At 63.0% G+C, this 24811-nt stretch carries 21 protein-coding genes and 4 pseudogenes; 12 read left to right on the top strand and 13 right to left on the bottom strand.

Going from position 1 to position 24811, the window contains the following annotated elements; translation table 11 throughout:
* The first annotated feature begins 113 nt into the window (after nucleotides 1–113).
* Together CSV86_RS25365 and CSV86_RS25360 are read left to right on the top strand one after the other, a co-directional pair.
* The gene (locus CSV86_RS25365) at nucleotides 114–1427 is read left to right on the top strand and encodes a type II toxin-antitoxin system HipA family toxin (protein WP_009402465.1); all 1314 of its coding nucleotides are present in this window, start codon (nucleotides 114–116) and stop codon (nucleotides 1425–1427) included.
* Entirely contained in the window at nucleotides 1424–1702 is a 279-nt protein-coding gene (locus CSV86_RS25360) for a helix-turn-helix domain-containing protein (protein ID WP_009402464.1), read from the top strand. Before CSV86_RS25365 ends, CSV86_RS25360 begins: the two co-directional genes overlap by 4 nt.
* Nucleotides 1703–1808: 106 nt before the next feature.
* Here CSV86_RS25360 and CSV86_RS25355 read toward each other — a convergent pair whose 3' ends face one another.
* Nucleotides 1809–2630 carry an amino acid ABC transporter permease gene (locus tag CSV86_RS25355; RefSeq protein ID WP_009402463.1) on the bottom strand — a complete coding sequence of 274 codons (822 nt, stop codon included), beginning with the start codon at nucleotides 2628–2630 and terminating at the stop codon, nucleotides 1809–1811.
* A complete protein-coding gene (locus CSV86_RS25350; RefSeq protein WP_009402462.1) occupies nucleotides 2627–3448 on the bottom strand; it encodes an ABC transporter substrate-binding protein in 822 nt (273 codons plus the stop codon). The genes CSV86_RS25355 and CSV86_RS25350 overlap by 4 nt, the downstream gene beginning before the upstream one ends.
* Nucleotides 3449–3553: 105 nt before the next feature.
* Here CSV86_RS25350 and CSV86_RS25345 point away from each other — a divergent pair, with 105 nt between their 5' ends.
* Nucleotides 3554–4453 carry a homocysteine S-methyltransferase family protein gene (locus tag CSV86_RS25345; RefSeq protein ID WP_009402461.1) on the top strand — a complete coding sequence of 300 codons (900 nt, stop codon included), beginning with the start codon at nucleotides 3554–3556 and terminating at the stop codon, nucleotides 4451–4453.
* 4 nt (nucleotides 4454–4457) lie between these two features.
* Here CSV86_RS25345 and CSV86_RS25340 read toward each other — a convergent pair.
* From CSV86_RS25340 to CSV86_RS25330, 3 genes and pseudogenes are all read right to left on the bottom strand, one after another.
* Nucleotides 4458–5131: pseudogene (locus CSV86_RS25340) on the bottom strand (GNAT family N-acetyltransferase).
* A 14-nt stretch (nucleotides 5132–5145) separates the two neighbouring features.
* Nucleotides 5146–5595 (bottom strand): GNAT family N-acetyltransferase, encoded by a 450-nt coding sequence (locus tag CSV86_RS25335; protein WP_009402458.1) that lies wholly within the window; start codon nucleotides 5593–5595, stop codon nucleotides 5146–5148.
* A gap of 13 nt (nucleotides 5596–5608) precedes the next feature.
* Nucleotides 5609–6238, bottom strand: a complete 630-nt coding sequence (locus CSV86_RS25330; protein ID WP_009402456.1) for an FMN-binding negative transcriptional regulator — start codon at nucleotides 6236–6238, stop codon at nucleotides 5609–5611.
* 92 nt (nucleotides 6239–6330) lie between these two features.
* Between CSV86_RS25330 and pdxR the strand changes: the two are divergent.
* Nucleotides 6331–7862: pseudogene (gene pdxR, locus CSV86_RS25325) on the top strand (MocR-like pyridoxine biosynthesis transcription factor PdxR).
* A 94-nt stretch (nucleotides 7863–7956) separates the two neighbouring features.
* Here the strand turns inward: pdxR and CSV86_RS25320 are convergent.
* From CSV86_RS25320 to aspA, 5 genes and pseudogenes are all read right to left on the bottom strand, one after another.
* A complete protein-coding gene (locus CSV86_RS25320; RefSeq protein ID WP_009402454.1) occupies nucleotides 7957–9060 on the bottom strand; it encodes a polyamine ABC transporter substrate-binding protein in 1104 nt (367 codons plus the stop codon).
* Nucleotides 9057–10103, bottom strand: a complete 1047-nt coding sequence (locus tag CSV86_RS25315; protein ID WP_009402453.1) for a histone deacetylase family protein — start codon at nucleotides 10101–10103, stop codon at nucleotides 9057–9059. Before CSV86_RS25315 ends, CSV86_RS25320 begins: the two co-directional genes overlap by 4 nt.
* Before the next feature lie 214 nt (nucleotides 10104–10317).
* Nucleotides 10318–11294 (bottom strand): annotated as a pseudogene (locus CSV86_RS25310) (AraC family transcriptional regulator).
* A gap of 52 nt (nucleotides 11295–11346) precedes the next feature.
* Nucleotides 11347–12330, bottom strand: coding sequence for an asparaginase (locus CSV86_RS25305; RefSeq protein ID WP_009402449.1), 984 nt, complete (start codon nucleotides 12328–12330; stop codon nucleotides 11347–11349).
* 160 nt (nucleotides 12331–12490) lie between these two features.
* Nucleotides 12491–13915 carry an aspartate ammonia-lyase gene (aspA, locus tag CSV86_RS25300; protein WP_009402447.1) on the bottom strand — a complete coding sequence of 475 codons (1425 nt, stop codon included), beginning with the start codon at nucleotides 13913–13915 and terminating at the stop codon, nucleotides 12491–12493.
* Nucleotides 13916–14097: 182 nt separating this feature from the next.
* On the opposite strand from aspA, the gene CSV86_RS25295 reads away from it, so the two are divergent.
* Entirely contained in the window at nucleotides 14098–15027 is a 930-nt protein-coding gene (locus tag CSV86_RS25295; protein ID WP_009402444.1) for a LysR substrate-binding domain-containing protein, read from the top strand.
* Here CSV86_RS25295 and CSV86_RS25290 read toward each other — a convergent pair.
* On the bottom strand, nucleotides 15008–15640 hold the full coding sequence (locus CSV86_RS25290) for a hypothetical protein (RefSeq protein WP_009402442.1): 633 nt from the start codon (nucleotides 15638–15640) through the stop codon (nucleotides 15008–15010). The genes CSV86_RS25295 and CSV86_RS25290 overlap by 20 nt on opposite strands.
* Before the next feature lie 258 nt (nucleotides 15641–15898).
* Between CSV86_RS25290 and purE the strand changes: the two genes are divergently transcribed.
* The 4 genes from purE (at nucleotide 15899) to CSV86_RS25270 (ending at nucleotide 18399) form a co-directional block, all read left to right on the top strand.
* Entirely contained in the window at nucleotides 15899–16390 is a 492-nt protein-coding gene (purE, locus tag CSV86_RS25285; RefSeq protein ID WP_009402441.1) for a 5-(carboxyamino)imidazole ribonucleotide mutase, read from the top strand.
* Nucleotides 16391–16400: 10 nt separating this feature from the next.
* Nucleotides 16401–17483: a 5-(carboxyamino)imidazole ribonucleotide synthase gene (locus CSV86_RS25280; RefSeq protein WP_009402439.1), complete on the top strand. Its 1083-nt coding sequence runs from the start codon at nucleotides 16401–16403 to the stop codon at nucleotides 17481–17483.
* An 86-nt stretch (nucleotides 17484–17569) separates the two neighbouring features.
* Entirely contained in the window at nucleotides 17570–17815 is a 246-nt protein-coding gene (locus CSV86_RS25275) for a GlsB/YeaQ/YmgE family stress response membrane protein (protein WP_009402432.1), read from the top strand.
* 50 nt (nucleotides 17816–17865) lie between these two features.
* Nucleotides 17866–18399 (top strand): DUF3299 domain-containing protein, encoded by a 534-nt coding sequence (locus tag CSV86_RS25270; protein ID WP_009402431.1) that lies wholly within the window; start codon nucleotides 17866–17868, stop codon nucleotides 18397–18399.
* A 114-nt stretch (nucleotides 18400–18513) separates the two neighbouring features.
* Here CSV86_RS25270 and CSV86_RS25265 read toward each other — a convergent pair whose 3' ends face one another.
* Together CSV86_RS25265 and CSV86_RS25260 are read right to left on the bottom strand one after the other, a co-directional pair.
* Entirely contained in the window at nucleotides 18514–19410 is an 897-nt protein-coding gene (locus tag CSV86_RS25265; protein ID WP_009402430.1) for a D-hexose-6-phosphate mutarotase, read from the bottom strand.
* 72 nt (nucleotides 19411–19482) lie between these two features.
* Complete coding sequence (locus CSV86_RS25260) at nucleotides 19483–19884, bottom strand: acyl-CoA thioesterase (protein WP_009402429.1); 402 nt, start codon at nucleotides 19882–19884, stop codon at nucleotides 19483–19485.
* Between the two features lie 357 nt (nucleotides 19885–20241).
* Between CSV86_RS25260 and CSV86_RS25255 the strand changes: the two are divergent.
* The 3 genes and pseudogenes from CSV86_RS25255 to CSV86_RS25245 all read left to right on the top strand — a co-directional run bounded on the left by CSV86_RS25255 (nucleotide 20242) and on the right by CSV86_RS25245 (nucleotide 24753).
* Nucleotides 20242–21530: pseudogene (locus CSV86_RS25255) on the top strand (MFS transporter).
* 146 nt (nucleotides 21531–21676) lie between these two features.
* Complete coding sequence (locus CSV86_RS25250; protein ID WP_009402425.1) at nucleotides 21677–24295, top strand: pyocin-S2/colicin E7-DNase domain-containing protein; 2619 nt, start codon at nucleotides 21677–21679, stop codon at nucleotides 24293–24295.
* A complete protein-coding gene (locus CSV86_RS25245; RefSeq protein ID WP_009402423.1) occupies nucleotides 24292–24753 on the top strand; it encodes a DUF6392 family protein in 462 nt (153 codons plus the stop codon). Before CSV86_RS25250 ends, CSV86_RS25245 begins: the two co-directional genes overlap by 4 nt.
* Nucleotides 24754–24811 lie beyond the last annotated feature (58 nt).

The following is a 24811-nucleotide window of genomic DNA, read 5'->3' as shown; positions in this document are numbered from 1 at the left end:
AGATTTGCAGCCAAATTTCTTGTATTTCTGCACTTTAATACAGATAAATGCCAGGCTGCTTGCGTGAATTGCACTATATTGCAGATAAGACCGTTCACGCTGATAGAGCCCCCATGTACACCTTGACCCTACAGCTTCACGCCCAAGGCAAATGGCAGGACGCCATGGCCTTGAACTTTGCCGAGCCCGAGAAAGGCTTCCTCGGCTCCTGCCAGTACGGTTACACCTCGGCTTACGTTGGCGCCAATCTGGACGCCTATGAAAGCACGTTCGACAAGGCGGTCAGTGTCCGGTTGCCGGTGGATTTCGGTCCTCAGCATGGGAAAAAGGCCCCGGCCTTCCTGCATGACATCGCGCCGTCCGGTGCAGCCAAACGCTTTCTCCTCAGGCATATGGGCCGGGAAAAACCGGAAGGCCTGGCTGACGACCTTTTCCTGCTTGCTCGTAGCACCCCGGCACCGATCGGAAACCTGCGTATCAAGGAGTCGATGGAAGGGCTGGATACCACGGCGCCCATGGGTTTCAGCTTCGATGATGTGGTTAGCCGCGATCAGCGCTTTCTTGAATATGCCTACGAGCAAGGCGCGGCCATCGGCGGCGCGACGGGGGCGGGTGGCGAGGCGCCCAAGCTGTTGCTGACCGAAGGCGGCGACGGGCAGCTCTATCCGGACGCGGTGCTGAAGGATGACCGGGCTACTTGCCACTGGTTCGTGAAGTTCGCCCGCAACCAGGCGCTGGACAATGACCAGACCATCCTGCGTGCCGAATACCTGTACTACAAGGCGCTGCAAAGCTTGGGTATCGACACGGTGGCGACGCCCGAGCTGAAGGAGGGTCATAGACCCAGCCTCTGGATGAAGCGTTTCGACCGTCGGATCGGTGCCGAAGGTGTCGAGCGGCTGGCCGTGGAGTCCGTGTATTCGCTGGCCGGGGTAACCGAGCCGGGCAGCCGGATGGATCATCTGGAAGTTATTCAGTCCCTTGCCGGGCTGTGGATAAAAGCCGGGCAGAAGGCCCAGGTGCCTGACCTGGTGGCGGAGTACCTGCGCCGCGACTTGATCAACAAGATCCTCGGCAACTCCGACAACCATGGCCGCAACACCGCGATCATTCGCAGCGATGCCCAACTGCGGCTGGCGCCGATCTACGACCTGGCCCCGATGGTCATGGATGCGGAAGGCGTCACCCGCACGACCAAGTGGGCTTCGCCCGTGGAGCGGGGCGGCGAGGTCGATTGGCTCGCGGCTTGCCAGTTGCTGGCGCCGCTTGTGGACCCGCAGCAGGCATTCGAACGTCTGCGCCAGGATGCCCGTGGGTTGTTGGCCCTGCCGGATTTGCTGGTGGGCTTGCCGGATGCGGTCATGAACCACCCGGCTATCGCTTTGAAGAACCTTGAACAGCGTATGAAAGATTGGGGATTGCTATGACGGTTTCGATCGAGATTCGCGCTTTGCTGATCGAAGGCGTACTGCAGGGGATTGCCGATGGCTCGTTGGAACTGGGCCAGGCGGTGCGCAAGTTGCGGGTGGAAGTGGCGAAGCTGCAGCAGACCCAGTTCGCGCGGATGTGCAAGATTTCCGTGCGGACCCTGATCCAGATCGAGCAGGGGGAGGGGAATCCGACGCTCAACTCGCTGAATGCGGTGTTCCGGCCGTTCGGGTTGCAGATGGGGGTGCTGCGGCGGCCTGATAGATTGAGGTGATCTTTAGATCATCGCTGGCAAGCCAGCTCCCACAAGTTTTTGCAGTACTCTCGAGAGCGGCGCGGTCCCTGTGGGAGCTGGCTTGCCAGCGATCGAGGCGCCGCGGTTACCGCTCGAAGCCTTTGCCGAAATGCCCCTCCAGCCGCGCCTGCACCAGCTCCAGCGCCACCGACAGCAACCAGTAGATCAACGCCGCGGTGGTCAGCATCTCCAGGTACCGATAGCTCGAGCGTCCATACGACTGCGCCAGGAACATCACTTCCCACACACCCATCACCGAAATCAGTGACGAATCCTTGAGCATCGAGATGAACTGGTTGGCGCCCGGCGGAATGATGGTGCGCATCGCTTGGGGCAGGGTGATGTGCCAGAAGATGGTCGCCGGCTTCATGCCCAGCGCCAGTGCGGCCTGGCGCTGGCCCGCAGCAACGCCGAGGATGCCGGCGCGGAAGATTTCACTGAGGTAGGCGCCGTAGTTCAACGATAAAGCGATGATCCCGGCACTGATCGCGCCCGGTACCAGGCCGATCTGCGGCAGACCGAGGTAGATCAGCAGGATCTGGATCAGCAGCGGCGTCCCGCGGAAGAACGAGGTGTAGAAGCTCGCTACGCCCAGCAGCACCGCGCTGCTCGACAGGCGCGCCAGTGCAGCGGCGAAGCCCAGCGCTACCGAGCAGACCATCGAGCACAGGCAGAGGAACAGGGTCAGCGCCGCCCCTTGGAGGAAGCCGTTCGGCCCTAGCTTGAAGCCCGCCAGATTTGGAAACTTCTCGACGATGATCGAAAACTTCAGATCAAAACTCAGGAAGAAACCTACGAACACCAGCAGCAGGACCAGCCAGGTCAGGTACAGCCGCGTCCGGAAGCCCGGTAGCGGCAGGCCCGCGCGCGAGGCGGCGGGCTTGGGCGAGGGTTCGTGGGCACTCATTTGCTGATGTCGGCGCCGATCCATTTGTTCGACAGCCTGGCCAGGGTGCCGTCGGCCTTGAGCTGGGCGAAGACTTCGCGAACCTTGGCGTTCCATTCGGCGTCGCCTTTCTCGATGGCGACCGAGTTCGGCTCTTCATACAGCGGCGCACCGGCCAGCTTGAAGCGCTTGTCTTCGTTCAGGCGCGGCTGGGCGGTGACCAGGTTGGTAAGGATGGCATCCAGGCGCACGCCCGCGCCGAGGCCCAGGTCCTGGAAGGCTACGTTGTCGGTGTCGTACGGGGCGATCTGTACCGCATCGAAGGGGTAGTCGATCTTCTGGTCCTCGGCGCCTTCGATCACCAGGTTCTTGTTCAGGTAGCTCTCGTAGCTGGAGGCGCTGGTCAGGCCGACCTTGAGGCCGTTCAGGTCCTTGGCCGAGTGGATGCGCTCATCCTTGGCGTTGACCACGATCACCGCTGGCGAGGCGTAGTATTCGACCGGGAAATCGAACACCTCGGCGCGAGCCTTGCTCGGGGTCATGGAGCAAATGCAGATGTCATAGCGACCGCTCCAGCGGCCGGCGGCGATCACGTCCCACGACGGGGTTTCCAGGCGCAGTTTCACGCCCAGCTTCTCGGCCACGGCCTTGGCCACGTCCACGTCGAAGCCATCCAGCTGGTTCTGTTCATTGAGGAAGGAAAACGGTGGATAACTTTCCATCAATACGTTGACCAGTTCCTTGCGGGATTCCACACGGTCCAGGGTGGCGCCGGCGAAGGCTTGGGTGGCAGCGGTCAAGGCCAGCAGGCCCGCGCCCAACAGGGAGGAAAGTTGCATGGGAATCACCGGAAAAGTTGTAAGACAAAACGTATCAGGTATTAAATAGTTATAAGTAGGTGGGCACTAATACGTTTTATTTATATTTATAGAAGCGAGTGTTATATGGGCGAAAAGTCGTTGGTCATTCTTGATGGCGGCATGGGCCGGGAACTGGCGCGCCGCGGTGCGCCGTTCCGCCAGCCGGAGTGGTCGGCGCTCGCATTGAGCGAGGCGCCGGAGGCGGTGGTGGCGGTGCATCGGGCGTATATCGATGCCGGTGCGCAGGTGATCACCAGCAACAGCTACGCCGTGGTGCCTTTCCATATTGGCGAGGAGCGGTTCAAGAACGAGGGCCGCGCCCTGGCCAGCACCGCAGGGCAACTGGCCCGCGCGGCGGCCGATGCCGGACCGCAGAAGGTTCGTGTTGCCGGCTCGCTGCCGCCGCTGTTCGGTTCCTATCGCCCGGATCTTTACCAGCCCGAGCGGGTTGGCGAAGTCCTGACTCCACTGGTCGAAGGCCTGTCCGAGCACGTCGACCTATGGCTGGCGGAAACCCAGAGCGTCATTGCCGAGGTCCAGGCGATCCGTGCCGGCCTGCCGCAGGACGGCAAGCCGTTCTGGGTCTCGTTCACCTTGCAGGACGAGGATGTGGATAACGTACCGCGCCTGCGCTCCGGCGAGCCGGTCAGCGAAGCGGCCGAAGCCGTGGCGGCGCTGGGCGTGCAGACCTTGCTGTTCAACTGCAGCCAACCGGAAGTGATCGGCGATGCCATCGATGCGGCCCTGGCGACCTTCAAGCGCCTGGCTGTGGATATCTCCGTTGGCGCCTATGCCAATGCCTTCCCGCCGCAGCCGAAGGATGCCACTGCCAACGATGGCCTCGACGAGCTTCGTGAAGACCTCGACCCACCGGGCTACCTGCACTGGACGCAGAACTGGCGCCAACGCGGCGCCAGTCTGCTGGGTGGCTGCTGTGGTATCGGCCCGGAGCACATCGAGCTCCTGGCCAAGCAGCTGAAGTAAGCCGCTAGGCTTCGGCGCGACAGGCTTCCAGCGTCCTGAGCTGACCCTCGGGGCGCTGGTTGTCGGCGCTCAGCCAGCGTTCATAGGCGGCGGCAATCGCCGGCCATTCGTCATCGGTGATCGAATACCAGGCTGTATCGCGGTTCTGGTCCTTGACCACCATATGCTTGCGGAACACCCCTCGTAGGTGAAGCCGAAACGCTCCGCCGCGCGCTTGGAGCGGGCGTTGGCGTTGTTGCATTTCCATTCCAGCCGGCGATTGCCCAGCTCGAACGAGAGCTTGCTCAACAAGTACACCGCCTCGGTGCCCTTGGGCGTGCGCTGCATCGCCGCGCCGAATGCAATGTGCCCGACCTCGATACGGCCCTGGGCCGGCACGATGGACATCAGGCTGAGAATGCCCTGCACCTGCCCGCTGGCCAGGTCGATCACGCTGTAGAACAGTGGATCGCGACTGGCGGCATTGCCTTCCAGCCATTGATCGAACGGCGCACGTTCGGTGAAAGGACCATAAGGCAGGTAGTCCCACAGCTTGCCGTCGGACTCGCGACCTTGCAGCACCTCCCAGAGGTCATCGCCATGCTGGCGCGGATCGAGTTTTTCCAGACGGATAAAGCGGCCGGTCAAGGGCTCGGCCTGCGGCTCCCTGGCCGGATGCCAGTTCAGATTGTTGCTCATCGATGCACCTCGGCCTACGGAATCTGTTTGCGGAACTGGATGAAGCCAGGGCGTTCGGCGACCTGCTCGTACAGGGAAATCGCGGTGGCATTGGTTTCGTGTGTCAGCCAGTGGACCTTGGCGCAGCCTGCTTCGGCGGCCTGGGCGTAGACGTGCTCGATCAACTGGCGACCGATGCCCAGGCCGCGCTGCGTGCTCTCTACGTACAGGTCCTGCAGGTAGCAGGAGTTTTCTACGGACCAGTTGGAACGATGGTAGATCCAGTGGACCATGCCCACCGCCTCGCCATCGACCCAGGCCAGGGCGGCGTTGGTCGGCTCGGACGGGTCGAGGAAGCGCTGCCAGGTCACGGCGCTGACCGTGTCGGGCAGGGCGGTTTGGTAGAAGCGCAGGTAGGCTTGCCACAACGGGTACCAGGCCTCATGGCTGGCGGCGCTGACCGGGAGGATCTGTACGGTTGGCATGTGACACGTTCCTTCAGGGTTGCTGCATCAGGGCAGCGAGGTGGTTGTCCAGCGGATCGGCGCTGGCGGCCAGGCCGCTGCGCACGCCTTCGCGATCAATGGCCGAGCGGTTCTGGCTCAGTTTGCGGTTGCATTGCAGACGCTCGATGGGGATGGCGAACCCGACGATGGCCTTGAGCATGCCGTCCAGATAGTCGGCAGGGGCGTCGTCCACCGACCAGGGGCGCTCGCGGCCCTGCTCGTGGCGGTCGCTGAGGCGGCGGACGATCGCCAGCAATGGTTCTGCATCGTGGATAACTTCCGGTATGCCCCAAGCGTGCACGGCGACGTAGTTCCAGGTTGGTACGGTGCGCGGGTCCTGCGCCTTGCTCGGGTAGAAGCCGGGACTGACATAGGCATCGGCGCCCGGGAATACCAGCAGCACCTCGGCACCGCTTTCCAGGTCACGCCACTGCTTGTTGCCGCGGGCCATATGGCCATAGAGCGTGCCCTTCTCGCCCGACTGCGGATCCAGCAGCAGCGGCACGTGAGTGGCCTGCAGGCCCTGTTCCCCGTGGGTAATCAATACGGCCAGGCGGGTGTTGCCGATATGGGCGTGCAGGCTTTGCAGGTCGTCGTCTCTGAACGCGCTGGGTGTGTACATGGAGAATTTTCCTTGGCGAATAGCTTCATCCTAGGCAGGCTATTGGTTCAGTGTAAGAGCCATTTCAGGTCAGTTTTCTGGGTCCAATCGCCATGAACGAGCCATCCGTTTCCCTGCCTTTCGATCCCTCCGGCATTGTCCTCGACCGCCGCCAGGGCCTGACCCGCCAGCTTTACCAGGCCCTGCGCGCACGGGTGCTGGACGGACGCCTAGGCAGCGGCACGCGCTTGCCGGCGAGCCGCGACATGGCGGCGATCCTCGGTTTGTCGCGCAACAGCGTGGTTCGCGCCTACGACCAGCTCTACGCTGAGGGCTTCATCGAAAGCCGGGTTGGCGATGGCACCTACGTCAGTCAGCTGCCGAAGCTGTCCACGAAAGTATCCACAAAAGTGTCCACAGGGTTATCCCGGGGTTTATCAACAGGTTTATCCACATTTTCGCTGGAAAATACTGGCGATTCATCCAGTAAAGTTATCCACACTGCTCCGATTTTTCGCCTTGAAACCCACCATCTGCCTACGCCAAGAAGCGGTCCGCCCGGGCATTTCGCGTCGGCGTACCGGCGTTCGATCTGTTCCCGTTCGAGGTCTGGGCCAAGCTGCAGGCGGGTTTCTGGCGAAATCCGCAAGCGCAATCGCTCGGTTACGGCGATCCGGCGGGAGAACCGCTGCTTCGGGAACTCATCGCCGCCTACCTGCGGCGTTCGCGGGGGCTTTCCTGCACGCCTGAACAAATTGTGATCACCACCGGAGCGCAGCAGGCGATTAGCCTTTGTGCACAGTTGCTGTTGGAGCCTGGAGTAGGCGTAGCTGTGGAAAACCCGGGGTATCGGGCTGCCGGATGTGCCTTCGGATTGACGGGGGCGACGGTGCACGGTGTTGCGGTGGATAGCGAGGGACTGGATTGCACCGCACTGGCAGCGTTGCAGCACTGCCGGATGGCGTATGTCACGCCGTCGCACCAGTACCCCACCGGGGTGGTGATGAGCCTGGCCCGGCGCCTGGAGTTGCTGGCCTGGGCCGAGCGCAGCGATGGCTGGATCGTCGAGGACGACTACGACGGCGAGTATCGCTACAGCGGCGCGCCGTTGGCGCCGCTGGCGGCACTCGATCGCAGCGGGCGGGTCCTGTACGTCGGCACCTTCAGCAAGGTGGCATTCCCGGCATTGCGCCTGGGCTACCTGGTGTTGCCGAAGCAACTGGTGGAACCGTTCTCCCGCGCCAGGGCGCTGATGGTGCGCCATTCGGAGGCAGGTACGCAGGCGGTGATGGCGCAGTTCATGGCCCAAGGGCATTTCCAGCGGCATATCCGGCGCATGCGTCGGGCGGCCTTGAGCCGCCGCAATGCGCTGATCGCGGGCTGGCCTGTGGATATCCCCGGTGTCGGCGCATTGCCGGAAATGGTTGCTGGGCTGCATGTGAAGGTGGATGTGGATAACCCGGAACGGGAGCGCTGGCTGGTGGAAAAGGCGCTGGATGCAGGGGTGGAGCTGAATGGGTTGGGGGATTACTGGTTGCCGGGGGCTGTGGATAAGACTGCGGGGCTGGTGCTGGGGTTTGCGGCTGTTGGGGAGAGCGGGATTGCCGAGGCTTTGGGCAAGCTTAGGAAGGTGTGGAGGGGGTGAAGATCTTTGGTGTTCTTCAGGGCCCTATCGCTGGCAAGCCAGCTCCCACAGGTCCAGCGGCGCCCGCGGACACTGTGGGAGCAACACAGGAGATCTAGGTCCCGGCCTTGATCTTGGTCCAGGCCCGGGTCCGAGCCCGTTCCGCATCCCGGGCCAAAGGCTGCAACGTGTACAGCTTGGTCATTGCCTCTGCCGTCGGGTACAGGTTCGGGTTGTTGCGGATCGCTGGCGCCACCAGCTCTGTCGCGTCCTTGTTCGGGTTCGGATACCCGACGAAATCACTGATCGGTGCAATCACCTTCGGCTGCAACAGGTAGTCGATGAACGCATGGGCATCCTCGGGATTGGCCGCGCCCTTCGGAATCGCCAGCATGTCGAACCAGATCGGTGCGCCTTCCTTCGGCAGGCGCATATCCACCACCACGCCGTTCTTCGCCTCGATCGCCCGGTTGGCCGCCTGCGAGAAGCTGCCCGAATAGCCCACCGCCACGCAGATATCGCCGTTGGCGATGTCGGCCATGTACTTCGAGGAGTGGAAGTAGGTGATGTACGGGCGGATCTTCAGCATCAGCGCTTCGGCTTTCTTGTAGTCCTCGGGCTTGCTGCTGTTCGGCGACAGGCCCAGGTACTGCAAGGCCAGCGGCATGATTTCCGACGGCGAATCGAGTAGCGCCACGCCGCATTGCTTGAGCTTGGCGATGTTCTCTTCCTTGAAGATCAGGTCCCAGCTGTCCACCGGTGCGTTGTCGCCCAGGGCGGCCTTGACCTTGGCCGGGTTGAAGCCGATCAGCACGGTGCCATACATGTAGGGCACGGCGAACTTGTTGCCCGGGTCGTTGGCTTCGATCAGCTTCATCAAGGCCGGATCCAGGTGCTGCCAGTTCGGCAGCTTGCTGCGATCCAGCGGCTGGAATACCCCGGCTTCGATCTGCTTGGCCAGGAACACGTTGGATGGCACCACCACGTCATACCCGGAGTTGCCGGTAAGCAGCTTGGCTTCCAGGGCCTCGTTGGTGTCGAAGATGTCGTACACCAGCTTGACCTGGCCGTCCTTCTGGAAGTCGGTCAGGGTCTGCGGCGTGATGTAGTCGAACCAGTTGTAGACCCGCAAGGTACGCGGTTCGGCGACAGCCTGGAGGCTGCCGGCGAGCAGGGAGGTACACAGCAGGGGGGCGAGCAGGCGCTTGAGTCGGGTCATGCTTGGGCTTCCTGTTGACTGCGTTCGAAACCTTCGAGAACGTTCACGGCATTGATGCCGATTTCTTCCACCGCGTAGCCGCCTTCCATCACGAACAGGGTCGGCTTGCCCAGGCGCGCGATACGCTCGCCCATGGCCAGGTAGTCGGAGCTGTCGAGCTTGAACTGGGAGATCGGGTCGTCCTTGAAGGTGTCGACGCCGAGGGACACGATCACCACGTCCGGGGCATAGGCATCGATCCGCTCGCAGGCCTGGTCGAGGGCGGCGCTCCAGGTGGCCCAGTCGCTGCCGGCGGGCAGCGGATAGTTGACGTTGTAGCCCTCGCCATCACCTTCGCCGTGTTCGTCGGCGTAGCCGAGGAAGAACGGGAATTCCGCCTGCGGATCGCCGTGGATCGAGGCGAAGAACACGTCACTGCGCGTATAGAAGATTTCCTGGGTGCCGTTGCCATGGTGGTAGTCGACATCGAGGATCGCCACGCGCTGGTGGCCCTGGTCGAGGAAGGCCTGGGCGGCAATGGCGGCATTGTTCAGGTAGCAATAGCCGCCCATCACGTCGCTGGCGGCGTGGTGCCCTGGCGGACGGCAAAGGGCGAAGGCGCTATGGGCACCGGCCTGGATCGCGGCCTGGCCGGTCAGGGCGACCTGCGCCGCACTGTAGGCGGCCTGCCAGGTGCCAGCGGTGATCGGTGCACCGGCATCGAAGCTGTAGTAGCCGAGTTCGCCCAGCAGGCTGGTGGGTTTGACCGAACGCAGGGTACGGGCCGGCCAGGTGAACGGCAGCAGGTCGCCGTCGCGCTCCAGTTCGGCCCAGCGCGCCCAGGCGCCCTCGAAGAAATTCAGGTAATCGGCGCTGTGCACCCGTTGCAGCGGGGCGCGGCCGAAATCGGTCGGGCCGCTGATGGGACCAAGGTTGCGTGCCTTGATCCGCTCAAGGACGTGGTCGGCGCGCGACGGCATTTCGAAGCAGGGCATGAGTTGCCCGTCGATCAGCTCGCAGCGGCCGTGATGCAGGCGGTGGTCATCGGAATAGATCGTCAGCATTTGTTGTTCTCCGGAGCACTGGCGTTGATTTCCGGATGGTGCGGTGCAAAGCGGTGGCGCTGAACGGTGGAAGTGGCCAAAAGGGGATCGATATGGCCAAGGCCTGGTGGCCAGGCTTGATTCGGTGGTGCTCCCAATCGCTGGCAAGCCAGCTCCCACAGGTACTGCATACACCGGATCTGTGGGAGCTGGCGTTGCCAGCGATGAGGCTGGTTCAGGCCCTGAAATGGCTGGGGGCGACCCCGCTCCAGCGCATGAACGCATGCCGGAAACTCGCTGTTTCACTGAAACCCAGCACCTCGGCGATCCGGTAGATCGGCATCTGCCCTTCACCGAGCAGGTGCTTGGCCCGTTCGAAGCGTAGCTCGTCCAGCAGTTGCTGGTAGCTGCTGCCCATCTCGCCGAGGTGGCGGCGCAGGGTTCGCGACGAGCAATTCATTTGCCGCGCCAGGCCCTCCAGCCCCGGGGGGCGCCCAGCTGATCGGCGAGCAACTGGCGGATCCGTCCGAGCCAGGCCTGGCGCCCGGTGAATTCCAGGTTCAACTGCCGGCAACGCTCGCTCATGGTTCCGTGGGTTACCTGGTCTGCCAGCGGCAATGGCTGCTCAAGCCAGTTGCGATCGAATGCGAAGGCGTTGTCCACGGCATCGAAGTGCAGCGGGCAGGTGAAGGTTTCCCCGTACTGCTGGCGATAGTCCGGCTCACCATGGGCGAAACGTGCGGCGAGCAGCGGCAGGGGCTTGCCCAGCAGGTCATCGCAGATCACCTTCAGCGAAACCAGGCAGAACTCTGCATTGAACGCCGCCAGTTCCGGCTCCTCGTGGTAATCGCTGGCGCTGAACCAGACGCGCTCGCCTTCCTCGACCAGACGCAGGCGGAAAAGTGTTCCCAGCAGCGCGGGGTAGCGCAGCGCCAGGCGCAAAGCGTCACCCAAAGTGGCACTGGACAGCAGGGCATAACCGAGCATGCCGTAGGAAGAAACATGCATGCGCCGCCCGAGCTCCAGGCCGATATCCCGGCGCCGGGCCACCGCATTGGCGCACACCTGCATTTCCTGGCGCGTGGTGATGCGCGAGTCGGCACGGCCAAGGTCGGCAGTGCTGATGCCGCTGCCCTGGAGCAGGGCTTCGTCGCGGAAGGTCTGCACGACCAGGGATACCGCGTGCAGTGTGGTCAGGTGGGAGTGCAGCATGCTCGGTTACCGGGCTGGTGGACTGTGCGGAAAACGAGCAATTTGCATGCCTTCACACCAGGTCCAGTTCCATCAGGCGGCGCACTTCCTCGAACGACAGGCCGCTGCCCAGCAACCATTGCAGCTTGCCGAAAGCCGCTTCGCGGGTCAGCCCGCCACCCGATAGCACGCCGGCCTGGCGCAGGCGGCTGCCGGCCGCATAGATATCGAACTCAACACCGCCTTCATGGCATTGGCTGATCGCCACCACCACGAGTTCACGGGAATGGGCCTGTTCGAGAGCGTGGATAAAGTCCTGGTCGTCGCTTGGCCCCGTACCGCTGCCGTAGCATTCCAGAACCAGGCCTTGGGCGCCGCTGTGGATAACTGCCCGCAGCAGATCCGCGGAAATCCCCGGGACCAGGGGAAGCACGGCGATATCCACAGGCTGCCGTGGCTGGCGGTAGCTCAATGCGACGGGCAAGGTGGAAGCGGTAGTGGTCAGGGCATTGCGCTTGAGCGCCACGAACGGGTTTCGCCCATAGCTGCGCACTTTGGTGGTGCGCTGGGGTGGCAGCAACTCGCCATGGAAGAACAGTTGCACCCCGGCCGGCTGTCCATCGGTCAAGGCCTGCAGGGCGCCGGTGAGGTTTTCCCAGGCATCGCTGTCCTGCACGCCGGCCGGCAGCATCGAGCCGGTGAACAGGACCGGCGTATCCAGCCCGAGCAACTGGAAGCTCATGGCCGCCGCGCTGTAGGCCAGGGTATCGGTGCCATGCAGGACCAACACGGCATCGCAGCCGCCATCCACGGCATCGATGACGGCATCGCGCAGGCGCAACCAGTAATGAGGCGTCATGTTGGCGCTGTCGATCAATGGCGCCATTTCCCGGAAACGCCAGGGCGCCAGGTCCGTCCTTGTGGATAACTCCTCACGCATGCGCTGCTCGAAACCGGAAGCAGGGGCCAGGCCGTCGGCACTGGCCTGCATGCCGATGGTGCCACCGGTGTACAGCACCATGATGCTGCGGGCGGGACGGGGGGACGCCGGATTCATGCGCCATTCTCCATGGTCGATCTTGTTCGTAGCCGGGCACGTTACGACATCCGGGGCGTTTCTGTCAGGCATAAAAAAAGGGCCCGGGGTGTAAGCCCTGGGCCCTCAAAGGTGAGAGGTGTCTAGTCCCTCGACCTGGTGAGACGGTTGTTGCGTGGGGTTACGCCTTCAGCGGAACCAGACGCGGAGCGATCATGTTTTCCGGACGCAGGATGTCGTTGAGCATCGCTTCGTCCAGCAGCTGTTCCTCGCGCACCAGTTCCAGCACGCCGCGGCCGGTTTCCAGGGCGACGCGGGCGATACGGGTGGCGTTTTCATAGCCGATGTACGGGTTCAGGGCGGTGACCAGGCCGATCGAGTGTTCGACCAGTTCACGGCAGCGCTGTTCGTTGGCGGTGATGCCGACAATGCAGTGCTCGCGCAGCATGTCCATGGCGCGCTGCAGCAGGCGGATGGAGTCGAAGATCTTGTAGGCGATCAGCGGTTCCATGACGTTCAACTGCAGTTGGCCGCCTTCGGCAGCGACGGTCAGGGCCAGGTCGTTGCCCATGATGGCGAACGCCACCTGGTTCACGGCTTCCGGGATAACCGGGTTGACCTTGCCTGGCATGATCGAGCTGCCTGGCTGGCGCGCCGGCAGGTTGATCTCGTTGATGCCGGTACGCGGGCCGCTGGACAGCAGGCGCAGGTCGTTGCAGATCTTCGACAGCTTGACCGCGGTGCGCTTCAACATGCCGGAGAACAGGACGAAGGCGCCCATGTCCGAGGTGGCTTCGATCAGGTCGGCAGCTGGAACCAGCGGTTGGCCGCTGATGGTGGCCAGGCGCTGTACCGCCAGGGCCTGGTAGCCCGGGTCGGCGTTGATGCCGGTACCGATGGCGGTACCGCCCAGGTTCACTTCGGTCAGCACTTCCGGCGCCAGGGTGCGCAGGCGGTTCAGGTCTTCGGTCAGGGTAGTGGCGAAGGCACGGAATTCCTGGCCCAGGGTCATCGGTACCGCGTCCTGCAACTGGGTACGGCCCATCTTCAGTACGTGGTTGAATTCTTCACCCTTGGCCGCGAAGGCCTGGATCAGGCTGTCGAGGCTGGCCAGCAGGGCATCGTGACCGAGCAGCAGGCCCAGGCGGATCGCGGTCGGGTAGGCGTCGTTGGTCGACTGCGCCATGTTCACGTCGTTGTTCGGGTGCAGGTACTTGTACTCGCCCTTCTGGTGGCCCATGACCTCCAGCGCGATGTTGGCGATCACTTCGTTGGCGTTCATGTTGGTCGAAGTGCCAGCACCGCCCTGGATCATGTCCACCACGAACTGCTCGTGGAAGTCGCCACGGATCAGGCGGGCGCATGCCTCGCTGATGGCGGCGTGCTTGGCATCGCTCAGGTGACCCAGCTCACGGTTGGCGTCGGCAGCGGCCTGCTTGACCATGGCCAGGGCCACGACCAGCTTCGGGTAGTGCGACAGCGGAACACCGGACAGATGGAAGTTGTTGGCAGCGCGCAGGGTCTGGATGCCGTAGTAGGCGTCGGCAGGGACTTCCAGGGTGCCAAGCAGGTCTTTTTCAATGCGGAACGATGCAGCAGCGGACATGATGGATATCATCTCGAATTAACCCGGCACATGCCGGAATGGCGCTAATCCTAGGGGCGAGCCCCCTTTTGCGGCCAATGCTGTTGCACGCTAACCTATGCACAAACGGCATAACGCTCCATGTGACGTTTTGTCGAGATCGAGCGTGTTCCATTTTGGTGCATGCTTTCGGAGAGAGTTTCATGAACCTTGAAAGCAAATGGCTGGAAGACTTCAGTGCGCTGGCCGCTACCCGCAGCTTTTCCCAGGCCGCCGAGCGCCGTTTCGTCACCCAGCCGGCGTTCAGCCGGCGGATCCGCAGCCTTGAGGCGGCGCTCGGGCTGACCCTGGTCAACCGCTCGCGCACGCCCATAGAGCTCACCGCCGCCGGGCAGTTGTTCCTCGTTACGGCACGTACCGTTGTCGACCAGTTGAGCGAAGTTCTCCGCCATTTGCATCATCTTGAAGGGGGGCAGGGTGAGGTCATCCAGGTGGCTGCCGCGCATTCCCTGGCCCTGGGTTTCTTCCCGCGCTGGATCGCCCAGTTGCGCAACGACGGGCTGAATATCGCCACGCGCCTGGTCGCCACCAACGTCGGCGATGCCGTGCATGCCCTGCGCGAAGGCGGCTGCGACCTGATGCTGGCGTTCTACGATCCGGATGCGGCGCTGCAGATGGACGCGGAGATCTTCCCGTCCCTGCATATGGGCCACACCGAGATGTTGCCGGTGTGCGCCGCCGGGCCCGACGGCAAGCCCTTGTTCGATCTTGAAGGCGAGGGCAGCGTGCCGTTGCTGGCGTACAGTGCCGGCGCGTTCCTCGGCCGCTCGGTGAACCTGCTGCTGCGCCAGCGCAACCTGCGTTTCACCACGGTCTACGAGACGGCCATGGCCGATAGCCTGAAGAGCATGGCCCTGGAAGGCCTGGGGATCGCCTGGGTCCCGCGCTTGTCGGCACGAGCCGAGCTGGAGCGAGGTGAGCTGGTGATCTGCGGCAGTCCCCAGTGGCATGTGCCACTGGAGATCCGCCTCTATCGATGTGCCTTGGTGCGCAAGGCCAACGTGCGGTTACTTTGGCGCAAGCTGGAGTCGGGCTTGCAGGAGCAGGCACCGGTCAGTTCCCCGAACGCCTGAGGTAGCGGGCGATGTTGGCGCGGTTTTCCTCGGAATAGCGGTAGCAGTTGGAGCGCACGTTCAGACGGGTTGGGAACATGTAGGTTTCGCAGAACCAACCGTTGAAATTGACTTCGGCCGCCTCGTGGGTGGCGCTGAGCGTATGGCCCAGCTCGTGGCCAGGGGTGGCGTAGGAGTGTATCGAAGCGATCGCGGCGTGGCCGGTCTGGTGGGCCAGGCCCAGGGTTTCGTTGCCGGGATCCAGCGGCAGGCGGGTCAGCAGCAGGTACTTGTTGTGCAGAACGCCGCCTGCCGCGTTCTGTTGCCGGCGCCATGTCCAGGCGGCATCGGACCAGGCCGCGAGGGACTGGGAGGGATCGTCGGCGTGATAGTCGAGGTCGGTCAGGCCAGGAACGTTGCGCTGAAAACGGATTTGCACGGGCAGATCGGTGATTTCGCGCATCTCTGCCAGCCAGGGTGCGAAATAGTCCAGCCGGAGCTGTTCGTTGGAAATGTCCACCAGTTCATCATGGGGAAACACCCAGACGGTCAACGCGCTGTCGGCATTGACGAAGGCGGCGTGGTACAGGGCGGCGAAGGCCAGGGGCAGGGTGGTACGTATTCGTTTGCGCATAAGGACATCCTTGGCGTTTGGGGGTAGTGCGCCTCGACAGTAGTCCCCAAGGCTGGTGCCCGAGCATCTGGAAGTCTCTCAGCGGGCCATCGCCCGACCTTACCAACGGGGCTGGGCGGCTTTGCCCCGACTGCGCTATAATCCCGCGCCTTCGGCCGACCCGGTCGATTCAGAATCCGTATGACGAGCCACGCCGGTCTTCCCGCGTGGCTCGTTGCTTTTGGCGCGTCACAAGACGCTTGCAGGAGAGGCTCGACGATGAGTGCACTGGTTGGCGTGATCATGGGCTCCAAGTCCGATTGGTCCACCCTTAGCCACACCGCCGATATGCTGGAAAAACTCGGCATTCCCTACGAAGTGAAGGTGGTTTCCGCCCACCGCACCCCGGACTTGCTGTTCCAGTACGCCGAAGAGGCGGAAGGTCGCGGGATCGAGGTGATCATCGCCGGAGCCGGTGGCGCTGCACACCTGCCGGGCATGTGCGCGGCCAAGACCCACCTGCCGGTGCTGGGCGTGCCGGTGCAGTCGTCGATGCTGTCCGGTGTCGACTCGCTGCTGTCCATCGTGCAGATGCCCGCCGGCATCCCGGTTGCCACCCTGGCGATCGGCAAGGCCGGTGCGATCAACGCGGCATTGCTCTCGGCGAGCATCCTCGGTGCCAAGCATCCGCAATTCCACACTGTGCTGAAGCAGTTCCGCGCAGAACAGACAGACAGCGTTCTGGACAATCCAGACCCGCGCCAGGCCTGAGGTCGCTGCCATGAAGATCGGTGTAATCGGTGGCGGCCAGCTCGGCCGCATGCTGGCCCTGGCGGGCACTCCGCTGGGCATGAACTTCGCCTTCCTCGACCCCGCGCCGGACGCCTGCGCCGCGCCGCTGGGCGAGCACCTGCGTGCCGACTACGGTGACCAGGACCACCTGCGCCAGCTGGCCGATGAAGTCGATCTGGTGACCTTCGAGTTCGAAAGCGTGCCGGCGGAAACGGTCGCCTTCCTCTCGCAGTTCGTCCCGGTCTACCCGAGTGCCGAAGCCCTGCGCATCGCCCGTGACCGCTGGTTCGAAAAGAGCATGTTCAAGGACCTGGGCATCCCGACCCCGGCCTTCGCCGATATCCAGTCGCAAGCCGACCTGGACGCCGCCGTGGCCAGCATCGGCCTGCCGGCCGTGCTGAAAACCCGCACCCTGGGCTACGACGGCAAGGGCCAGAAGGTCCTGCGCAGCGCCGCCGATGTGGTCGACACCTTCGCCGAGCTGGGCAGCGTGCCGTGCCTGCTGGAAGGCTTCGTGCCGTTCACCGGTGAAGTCTCGCTGGTCGCCGTGCGTGCCCGCGATGGTGAAACCCGCTTCTACCCGCTGGTGCACAACACCCACGAGAGCGGCATCCTGCGCCTGTCGATCGCCAGCAGCGAACACCCGCTGCAGGCGCTGGCCGAGGACTACGCAGGGCGTGTGCTGGAGAAGCTGGACTACGTCGGCGTGCTGGCCTTCGAGTTCTTCGAGGTCGATGGCGGCCTGAAGGCCAACGAGATCGCTCCGCGGGTGCACAACTCCGGGCACTGGACCATCGAAGGTGCCGAGTGCAGCCAGTTCGAGAACCACCTGCGCGCCGTGGCCGGCCTGCCGCTGGGCTCGACCGCCAAGGTCGGCGAAAGCGCCATGCTCAACTTCATCGGTGAAGTGCCGGCGGTGGACAAGGTCGTCGCCATCGACGATTGCCACCTGCATCACTACGGCAAGGCCTTCAAGGCCGGGCGCAAGGTCGGTCATGCCACCCTGCGCTGCGCCGACATGACCACGCTGGAGCAGAAGATCCAGCAGGTCGAAGCCCTGATCTCGGGTTGAACCTCTCCCGCCCGGCAGCCCTCTGATGGCAGGACACCGAAGCGCTGACTAGGCTTTTGGTGGTGGACTCACTCAGAGGGATTGCCATGGGAATCATCGGAACCATCTTCATCGGCCTGATCGTCGGACTCGTCGCGCGCTTCCTCAAGCCCGGCGACGACAGCATGGGCTGGATCATGACCATTCTGCTCGGCATCGGCGGCTCGCTCGCGGCGACCTACGGCGGCCAGGCCCTGGGCATCTACCAGGCGGGTGAGGCGGCCGGTTTCATCGGCGCGGTGGTGGGCGCGATCATCCTGCTGGTGATCTACGGCCTGATCAAAAGAAACTGATTGCGGGATAGAATGCTCGGCAACTTTTCCTACGGTTGCCGAGCTTTTTCATGCGCGCGCTTTTCCTGATCCCACTGCTGTTGTGCAGCGCCCTTGCCCGGGCCGAACTGCCTGAAACCGACTGGCTGGACCTGATGCCCAGGTCAGACCAGAAAGCCCTGGAAGAAATGCCCGAGATCGACCACAACTCGCCCGAGGCCCAGGGCACCTTCACCGCCAAGGGCGGCCTGAAGCAGAGCAAGGGGCTGCCTGCGGTGATGTACTCGACCAAGACCGTGCCCGGCATGAACGGCAAGTCCATCCGTCTGGGTGGCTATCCGGTACCGCTGGAGGCCGATGCCAAGGGCAACAGCACCCTGTTCTTCCTCGTGCCTTACCCGGGCGCCTGCATCCACGTGCCGCCGCCGCCGCCGAACCAGCTGGTGCTGGTGCGTTATCCGAAAGGTGTGAAGCTGGCGGATATCTACACGCCGCTGTGGGTCAGCGGGACCTTGAAGGTCGAGAAGGTCAGCAATGACCTGGCGGATGCCGCCTATGCCATGGATGCGGCGAAGGTGCGGGTTGTGGAGGACTCAGACCTGTAGAGCTTTCAGTAGCCCATTGGCCCCTGTGGGAGCTGGCTTGCCAGCGATAGCTATGGCGAATTCACTACAGCAATCGCTGCGGTTCGGCGGTCCGACAAGCCAGCTCCCACAGGTTCAGAGGTTTTCGCTCGATAGCGTCAGGCTCAAAGTGTGACTCGCCCCCGGCGCCAGCTCAACGATGTCATCCCACACATTCGCCGTTTCGATGCACAGCATGCGCTGCCAGCCGTCATCGGCCATGTCCGGCAGTTGCGCGGCGCGTTCGGTCCAGGGGTTCCAGATCACCGCCGAGCGCGAGCCGCTGCTGCTGATGCGGATACGTCGCTCCCACGCGGGATCGATGATGCTCAGTTCCGCAGGCGTATCCAGGTAGATACGGTCGGTTTCGCCGCTGAACGCCAGGTCCGTCTGCTGGGTACGCTGTTCCCAGTCGGCGAGCGTCTCGATGTAATCCCGGCCTTTCACCCCTTCCACCCGCACCGAACGCACGTCGCTGACCGCGAAGTAGCTGTGCAGCGCCTGGCTGAGGGTGACTTTTTCATCGCCCAGGTTGCGACTGGTGAGGTTGAAGGCCAGGTGCGCGCCCAGGCGGATCTCGAGGGTCAGTTCGATCTTGTGCGGCCAGCCGGCCAATGCGCCCTGGGTTTCAGGCAGCCCGAACGACAGTTGCACCTCGTCGCCAGTGCTGTCGATGCCGAGCAACTGCCAGTCGCGCCCGCGCACCAGCCCGTGTGCCGGGGCGTCATTGCCCTGGAACTGTTGCTGAACGGCCAGGGGGTTGCGCTGCAGATTACCGAACCATGGCCAGCACACCGGAACGCCGGCGCGCACCGATTTGCCGCGGTTGAACAGGGCCTGGTCGCTCAGCCAGAGGAGGGGCGGTTCGCCCAGTCGCTGGTAGCTCAGCACCTGCGCCCCCTGCTGGGCCACCAGCAGCTCGGCGCTGTCAGTGGTGATGCGCCAGCAGTTGAGTTCGCCGTGTTGTTCCGATTCGACCTTGGGTGTGGACATGCGCTGCTCTCGTTGGATATGCCGTGAGGTCTTCGACCTTGCAAGAACCTGCGAGTTTAGCGCGAGCCCTGGTCAGCGACGAGGCGGGACGGAGCGGGTGCGGCCGCTGCCATCGATGGCGACGAAGACGAACACCGCCTCGGTGACCTTGCGCCACTCGCTGGACAGCGGATCGTCGCTCCACACTTCGACCATCATCTGGATCGAGCTGCGGCCGATCTCCAGGGTCTGGGTATAGAACGACAGCTGCGCGCCGACCGCTACCGGAACCAGGAAGGCCATGCGATCGATCGCCACGGTGGCGACGCGCCCGCCGGCGACACGGCTGGCCATGGCGGTGCCGGCAAGGTCCATCTGGGCGACCAGCCAGCCGCCGAAGATATCGCCGAAACCGTTGGTTTCGCGGGGAAGTGCGGTGATTTGCAAGGCCAGGTCGCCTTGCGGGATAGGATCTTCTTGTTCGAGCTCAATCATGCCGGGGGTGCCTCTGACCCGTGACGCTTCGTTGGTTGACGCAGTAACGCCGCAAAAAAACGATCCAGCCCACTCACTACACTGTTTTCGCTTCGAAGGCGGCGGAGGGAAACTCTGCGAAACCGACCAGGCCAAGCCTGGCAGCGTTTTCGCACAATATCCCACCTTGGGTGCAACCGGTTTCGACGAGGGGCCAGTATATAGAGCCTCGCAGACAGCGACGACCATGCAGTCATGATTATCTGCGCGGAATATGTAGATCTGTGTCGCTTTCGGACAATTTGTTATCGTGCGGGGTTCTTTCCGGCCTCCATAAGCCTTGCTGCCCGCTTCTACCTTCCATTAAGAGAAGTCAAAATGACATCGGTTCCCTCCAGCCTCGACCAGCCGGCCCGGCCGCTGACCCGCAACGATTACAAGACCCTGTCGCTCTCCGCCCTCGGTGGTGCGCTGGAGTTCTATGACTTCATCATCTTCGTGTTCTTCGCCACGGTGGTGGGCAAGTTGTTCTTCCCGGCGGACATGCCCGAGTGGCTGCGCCTGATGCAGACCTTCGGCATCTTCGCCGCAGGCTATCTGGCGCGTCCGCTGGGCGGCATCGTCATGGCCCACTTCGGCGACCTGCTGGGGCGCAAGAAGATGTTCACCCTGAGCATCTTCATGATGGCCGTGCCGACCCTGATCATGGGCCTGCTGCCGACCTACGCGCAGATCGGCATGGCGGCGCCGATCCTTCTGCTGCTGATGCGGGTGATCCAGGGCGCGGCAATCGGCGGCGAGGTGCCGGGGGCATGGGTGTTCGTGTCCGAGCACGTGCCGGCGCGCAATACCGGCTTCGCCTGCGGCACCCTGACCGCCGGCCTGACCGCCGGCATCCTCCTCGGCTCGCTGGTCGCGACCCTGATCAACAGCGTCTATACCCCGGAGGAAGTCGCCGACTACGCCTGGCGGATCCCGTTCCTGCTGGGCGGCGTATTCGGCCTGTTCTCGGTGTACCTGCGTCGCTGGCTGCACGAGACACCGGTATTCGCCGAACTGCAGCAGCGCAAGGCCCTGGCCGAGGAAGTACCGCTGCGCGCCGTGCTGCGTGACCATCGTGGCGCCATCGTCCTGTCGATGCTGCTGACCTGGCTGCTGTCCGCCGGCATCATCGTGGTCATCCTGATGACCCGACCATATTGCAGACCGTCTACGGCTTCACCCCGAGCGTGGCGCTGCAGGCCAACAGCCTGGCCATCGTCCTGCTGACCCTGGGCTGCATCGGCGCGGGCAGGCTGGTCGACCGCTTCGGCGCGGGTCGTGTGTTCGTCGCCGGTAGCCTGGCGCTGCTGGTCAGCTCCTGGACCTTCTACCACACCCTTGCCGAGCACAAGGACCTGCTGTTCCCGATGTACGCCCTGACCGGGCTGTGCGTCGGCATCGTCGGCGCCGTGCCCTTCGTCATGGTCCGCGCCTTCCCGCCAGTGGTGCGCTTCAGCGGCCTGTCGTTCTCCTACAACGTGGCCTACGCCATCTTCGGCGGCCTGACCCCGATGGCCGTGACCGCGCTGCTCAAGTTCAGCCCGATGGCCCCGGCGCTCTACGTTGCCGGGATCTGCACCATCGGCTTGCTGGTCGGCCTGTATCTGCTGGCGACCAAGCGCTGATCTGCTACCCCTCCGTTGCAGGGCAATCCTGCAACGGGCTTTGCGAAACACATTGATGCATATGGCCGCCTTGCGGCCATAAACATGTACCCCAGCCGCACCCCTCCAACTCGCCACCCTGCGCCATACAGACAAGGAGATTCTGTATGGACAAGTTATTTCCCGATAGGACGACGGGCGATGTGGTTATCCGCGACGGCACCGTCGAAACGCAAGGACCGAGGGACGCGGGCTTTTTCGACATAGGCGGCGGAAGCGGATTTTCCGGTGGCTTTGGCGGATCGAGCCGCAAGCGCGCGAAGAAGCGCGCCAAGGCCAGGGCGGCGGCCATCGCCAAGCGCCGCGCCGAGCAACAAGCCGCAGCCGAAGCGGCGCGGCAGGCACAACTCGCTGCCCAGGCGGCAGCCCAGGCCGCCGCTCATCAGCAATGGGTACAGCACTTCGCGCAGACCCAGCAAGCCACCCGGGCAACGATAGACCGGCACTACGCGGCCAATCTCGGCAACGTTGGTCAAACGTTGAAAGCCGAGTTGGAGGCCGTGCGCAAGTATCCCGCCAATGACGGTAGCGAGCGCTGGCAACTGCACCTGATCACCAGGGAACGGCAGGTGATCGAGGAGATGATCGCGGCGAAAGCCGCCGAGTTGCAGCGCAAGAACCAGCAGGCGCGGGCTTTCGACGGCCAGGATCCGCTCCAGCATTCCCCGCAGGACTACGCCGAGCGCCTGGCGCGGCAAAGCTCCAGCCAGTCGTTCCAGGAACTCCACCAGGCCTGGGAAGCGGCCTATATCGCGGCCCAGGAAGCGCAGTTGCTCTCCGAAGCCGTTCGCCAGTTGACCGAGCGATCCAATGCATTGGCGGCTCGTCACGCCGAGCAGAAAGTCGTGTGGAAGGCCCGCGAGGAGGAATGGGAGCGGCAGCGGCAGTACAAGGAACTGCGTGAGGCGCGGGTCCGGTTCAAGCAGCTGGCGGATGAGAACCTGCGGCTGAAGCGGATCCGCGAGGCCAATTCGCTGACCATGCCAATGGCGGCTACCGCCACTGGAAGCATGCTCACCTGGGACGGCGTCCGGGTGGCGGAAGGTGTGGTGTCGGCCATCGAGCGAGCGGTTGGCGACTCGATCAGGGAGATTGCCCGGGTTGCGGCCATTCGCACCGGTCAGGCGCTTGGGACGTTTGTAACTGCGGCGACCTATTCCACGGCCTTGGGCAACGGCGAACTGATGCCGGAGCAGCGCCGCCTTCTTCAAGGGATCGGAATCCCTGCCGAGGGGATAGGCCTGCATGCAGGACAGGACCTGCAAGCCCTGGCCGAGCGCGGCGGGATGGCCGAGGTCGATTACCGGATCAGGCTTGAAGCCCACGGCAACAGCACCGCCATCATCGTTGCCAGCACCGGTGATGAAATCCCTTCCCGGGTTCCGGTGAGAAACGCGGTGTTCGATCCGCTGACCAACACCTACCGGGCCGAAGGCCAGACGGCGACCGACCGGGACCTGGTGTTCACGGCTGACAGCGCATTGGCGGACCCGCTCAAGCCGCAGGTGCAGACGGCGTCTGGCCTGCTGTCCTCCGAACCGCAAGCGCTTGCGATTCCCGCCGGTGTCGACACCCGGATCAACGACTGCATCGTCTGTATCCCCGGCAGGGCGCCTCTCTATTTCTCGTTCGATGTACCGCCAGCCGGCACGGGCGTTGTCAGTGGCGGTGGGCAGGTTGCCGCTCCGGGTTGGTGGGATGCCAGCGCCCGGACGAGCGGGGCGGCGATTCCTGCGCAGGCGGCAGACACGTTGCGCGGCAGGGAATTCGCGTCGTTTGCCGGTTTCGAGCAGGCGCTGTGGCGATCTATTGGCGAAGAAGCCGCGCCCGGCGGGACGTTCAGCGAGATCAACCAGCGGCGTATTGCCAACGGGCTTGCGCCTTATGCGCCGAAAAGCACCTGGCTAGGTGAGCGCCGCGAGTTCGAGGTGCGGTACTCGCAGAGCGCGGCGTTGGGCAACGCGCCGTATGACCTGGATCGCCTCAGCCTGCACAGCCCGGCCAGCGCCTTCGGCGTGCGAGCCCAGACCCAGCCATTTGCGCCCTGGCTGCAACTGGGCGAACCGATTTCACTCGAGGCCGCGAAATCGCTGGCGCACTCCTCGGGAGGGCGGCGTACCTGGACTCCGCTGGTGCCGCCGGGCAGCGAACTGCTCGGCCCGACCGATCTGCCCTTGGTGCCACCGCTAACCGGGACCATTCCTGGCGCCGAACTCGATCCGTATCGGCCGCAAATCGAAACACTTCCGGGGTTGGACGAGGAGGAGGCCGGGTCCAGGCTTCCTGGTTACGGAGAGGGAAGTGATCTGCCGTCGCCGGGGTTGGTTTTTTCGGAGCCATTGGATGTTGGGCCAGCTGATCAATTGCAGAGAGACAGTAACGGAGATGGTCTGGATATCGATCATATTGTTTCGAAGAAAGCATTGCAGCTATACCTGTCGAGAGCTTTTCCGAACATGACTGATCCGGACATAAAAGCGGCAATCTCCAAGGCGCCTGGTATTGCGATCCCTAGCGAAGTTCACAAGAAATTCAGTGAAACCTACGGTGGGAGAAATACCAAGGAGAAGCAGCATGCCGACGCTCTCGATTTAAAAACCGCTATCGATAGAAATTTCGATGCGATAAAGCCTGGGCTTATTGAACATGGACTGGAAGAGTCGAAAATTGAGCAGGCCAGGCAAAAAATACATGATCTGCAAAGACAGCAAGGGTGGATAAAATGAAGAAGGACGATATCGATAAAATCGTTGGATTTCTTGGTCGGCCTTATGCGGAACTTGCTGCGGAGAATATTTTTCCAGAGGTAGAGTTTATCGAAGTCTACCCTGGCTCTGACAGTATTTACATCCTTCCAGAGGAAGGCCTTGGGTTGGATTTCGTGGCGGAGAATAAGGTGTTGAAGGCGTTGCACATAACGCTGAAAGAAACATACGAAGGCACTAGCGTATATAAAGGCGAGCTTCCCGAGATTTTTTTTCCGGGAATGGACCAGGAGATGGTTCTCGACTTGTTCGGTGAGCCTGTCTCTTCTGGGGCTCCGGTTTTAATGCCTGTGCCTATAGGGCAGACGGGAGGCTGGGCGTTCTACGTGTACGATGACGAACTATTCCCTGGAGTATTACTGCAGTTTCAGTACGCCGCTGATATGCAAGTAAAAACAGTAGTTTTTGCGTTGAAATAAAAAACTGGCCGCCATGCGCTTACAGCGTGGCGGCTTCTATTAATTAAAGGAGCTTTGA

This window comes from Pseudomonas bharatica CSV86 (assembly GCF_000319305.2).
Lineage (GTDB): Bacteria > Pseudomonadota > Gammaproteobacteria > Pseudomonadales > Pseudomonadaceae > Aquipseudomonas > Aquipseudomonas bharatica.
The sequence above is the reverse complement of the archived record's forward strand: the minus strand, read 5'-3'. Positions and strand labels throughout refer to the sequence as shown.

Bases quoted from the DNA above. Each gene is read 5' to 3' on its own strand.
- CSV86_RS25365 (WP_009402465.1), top strand. From the start codon at position 114: ATGTACACCTTGACCCTACAGCTTCACGCCCAAGGCAAATGGCAGGAC.
- CSV86_RS25360 (WP_009402464.1), top strand. From the start codon at position 1,424: ATGACGGTTTCGATCGAGATTCGCGCTTTGCTGATCGAAGGCGTACTG.
- CSV86_RS25355 (WP_009402463.1), bottom strand. From the start codon at position 2,630: ATGAGTGCCCACGAACCCTCGCCCAAGCCCGCCGCCTCGCGCGCGGGC.
- CSV86_RS25350 (WP_009402462.1), bottom strand. From the start codon at position 3,448: ATGCAACTTTCCTCCCTGTTGGGCGCGGGCCTGCTGGCCTTGACCGCT.
- CSV86_RS25345 (WP_009402461.1), top strand. From the start codon at position 3,554: ATGGGCGAAAAGTCGTTGGTCATTCTTGATGGCGGCATGGGCCGGGAA.
- CSV86_RS25335 (WP_009402458.1), bottom strand. From the start codon at position 5,595: ATGCCAACCGTACAGATCCTCCCGGTCAGCGCCGCCAGCCATGAGGCC.
- CSV86_RS25330 (WP_009402456.1), bottom strand. From the start codon at position 6,238: ATGTACACACCCAGCGCGTTCAGAGACGACGACCTGCAAAGCCTGCAC.
- CSV86_RS25320 (WP_009402454.1), bottom strand. From the start codon at position 9,060: ATGACCCGACTCAAGCGCCTGCTCGCCCCCCTGCTGTGTACCTCCCTG.
- CSV86_RS25315 (WP_009402453.1), bottom strand. From the start codon at position 10,103: ATGCTGACGATCTATTCCGATGACCACCGCCTGCATCACGGCCGCTGC.
- CSV86_RS25305 (WP_009402449.1), bottom strand. From the start codon at position 12,330: ATGAATCCGGCGTCCCCCCGTCCCGCCCGCAGCATCATGGTGCTGTAC.
- aspA (WP_009402447.1), bottom strand. From the start codon at position 13,915: ATGTCCGCTGCTGCATCGTTCCGCATTGAAAAAGACCTGCTTGGCACC.
- CSV86_RS25295 (WP_009402444.1), top strand. From the start codon at position 14,098: ATGAACCTTGAAAGCAAATGGCTGGAAGACTTCAGTGCGCTGGCCGCT.
- CSV86_RS25290 (WP_009402442.1), bottom strand. From the start codon at position 15,640: ATGCGCAAACGAATACGTACCACCCTGCCCCTGGCCTTCGCCGCCCTG.
- purE (WP_009402441.1), top strand. From the start codon at position 15,899: ATGAGTGCACTGGTTGGCGTGATCATGGGCTCCAAGTCCGATTGGTCC.
- CSV86_RS25280 (WP_009402439.1), top strand. From the start codon at position 16,401: ATGAAGATCGGTGTAATCGGTGGCGGCCAGCTCGGCCGCATGCTGGCC.
- CSV86_RS25275 (WP_009402432.1), top strand. From the start codon at position 17,570: ATGGGAATCATCGGAACCATCTTCATCGGCCTGATCGTCGGACTCGTC.
- CSV86_RS25270 (WP_009402431.1), top strand. From the start codon at position 17,866: ATGCGCGCGCTTTTCCTGATCCCACTGCTGTTGTGCAGCGCCCTTGCC.
- CSV86_RS25265 (WP_009402430.1), bottom strand. From the start codon at position 19,410: ATGTCCACACCCAAGGTCGAATCGGAACAACACGGCGAACTCAACTGC.
- CSV86_RS25260 (WP_009402429.1), bottom strand. From the start codon at position 19,884: ATGATTGAGCTCGAACAAGAAGATCCTATCCCGCAAGGCGACCTGGCC.
- CSV86_RS25250 (WP_009402425.1), top strand. From the start codon at position 21,677: ATGGACAAGTTATTTCCCGATAGGACGACGGGCGATGTGGTTATCCGC.
- CSV86_RS25245 (WP_009402423.1), top strand. From the start codon at position 24,292: ATGAAGAAGGACGATATCGATAAAATCGTTGGATTTCTTGGTCGGCCT.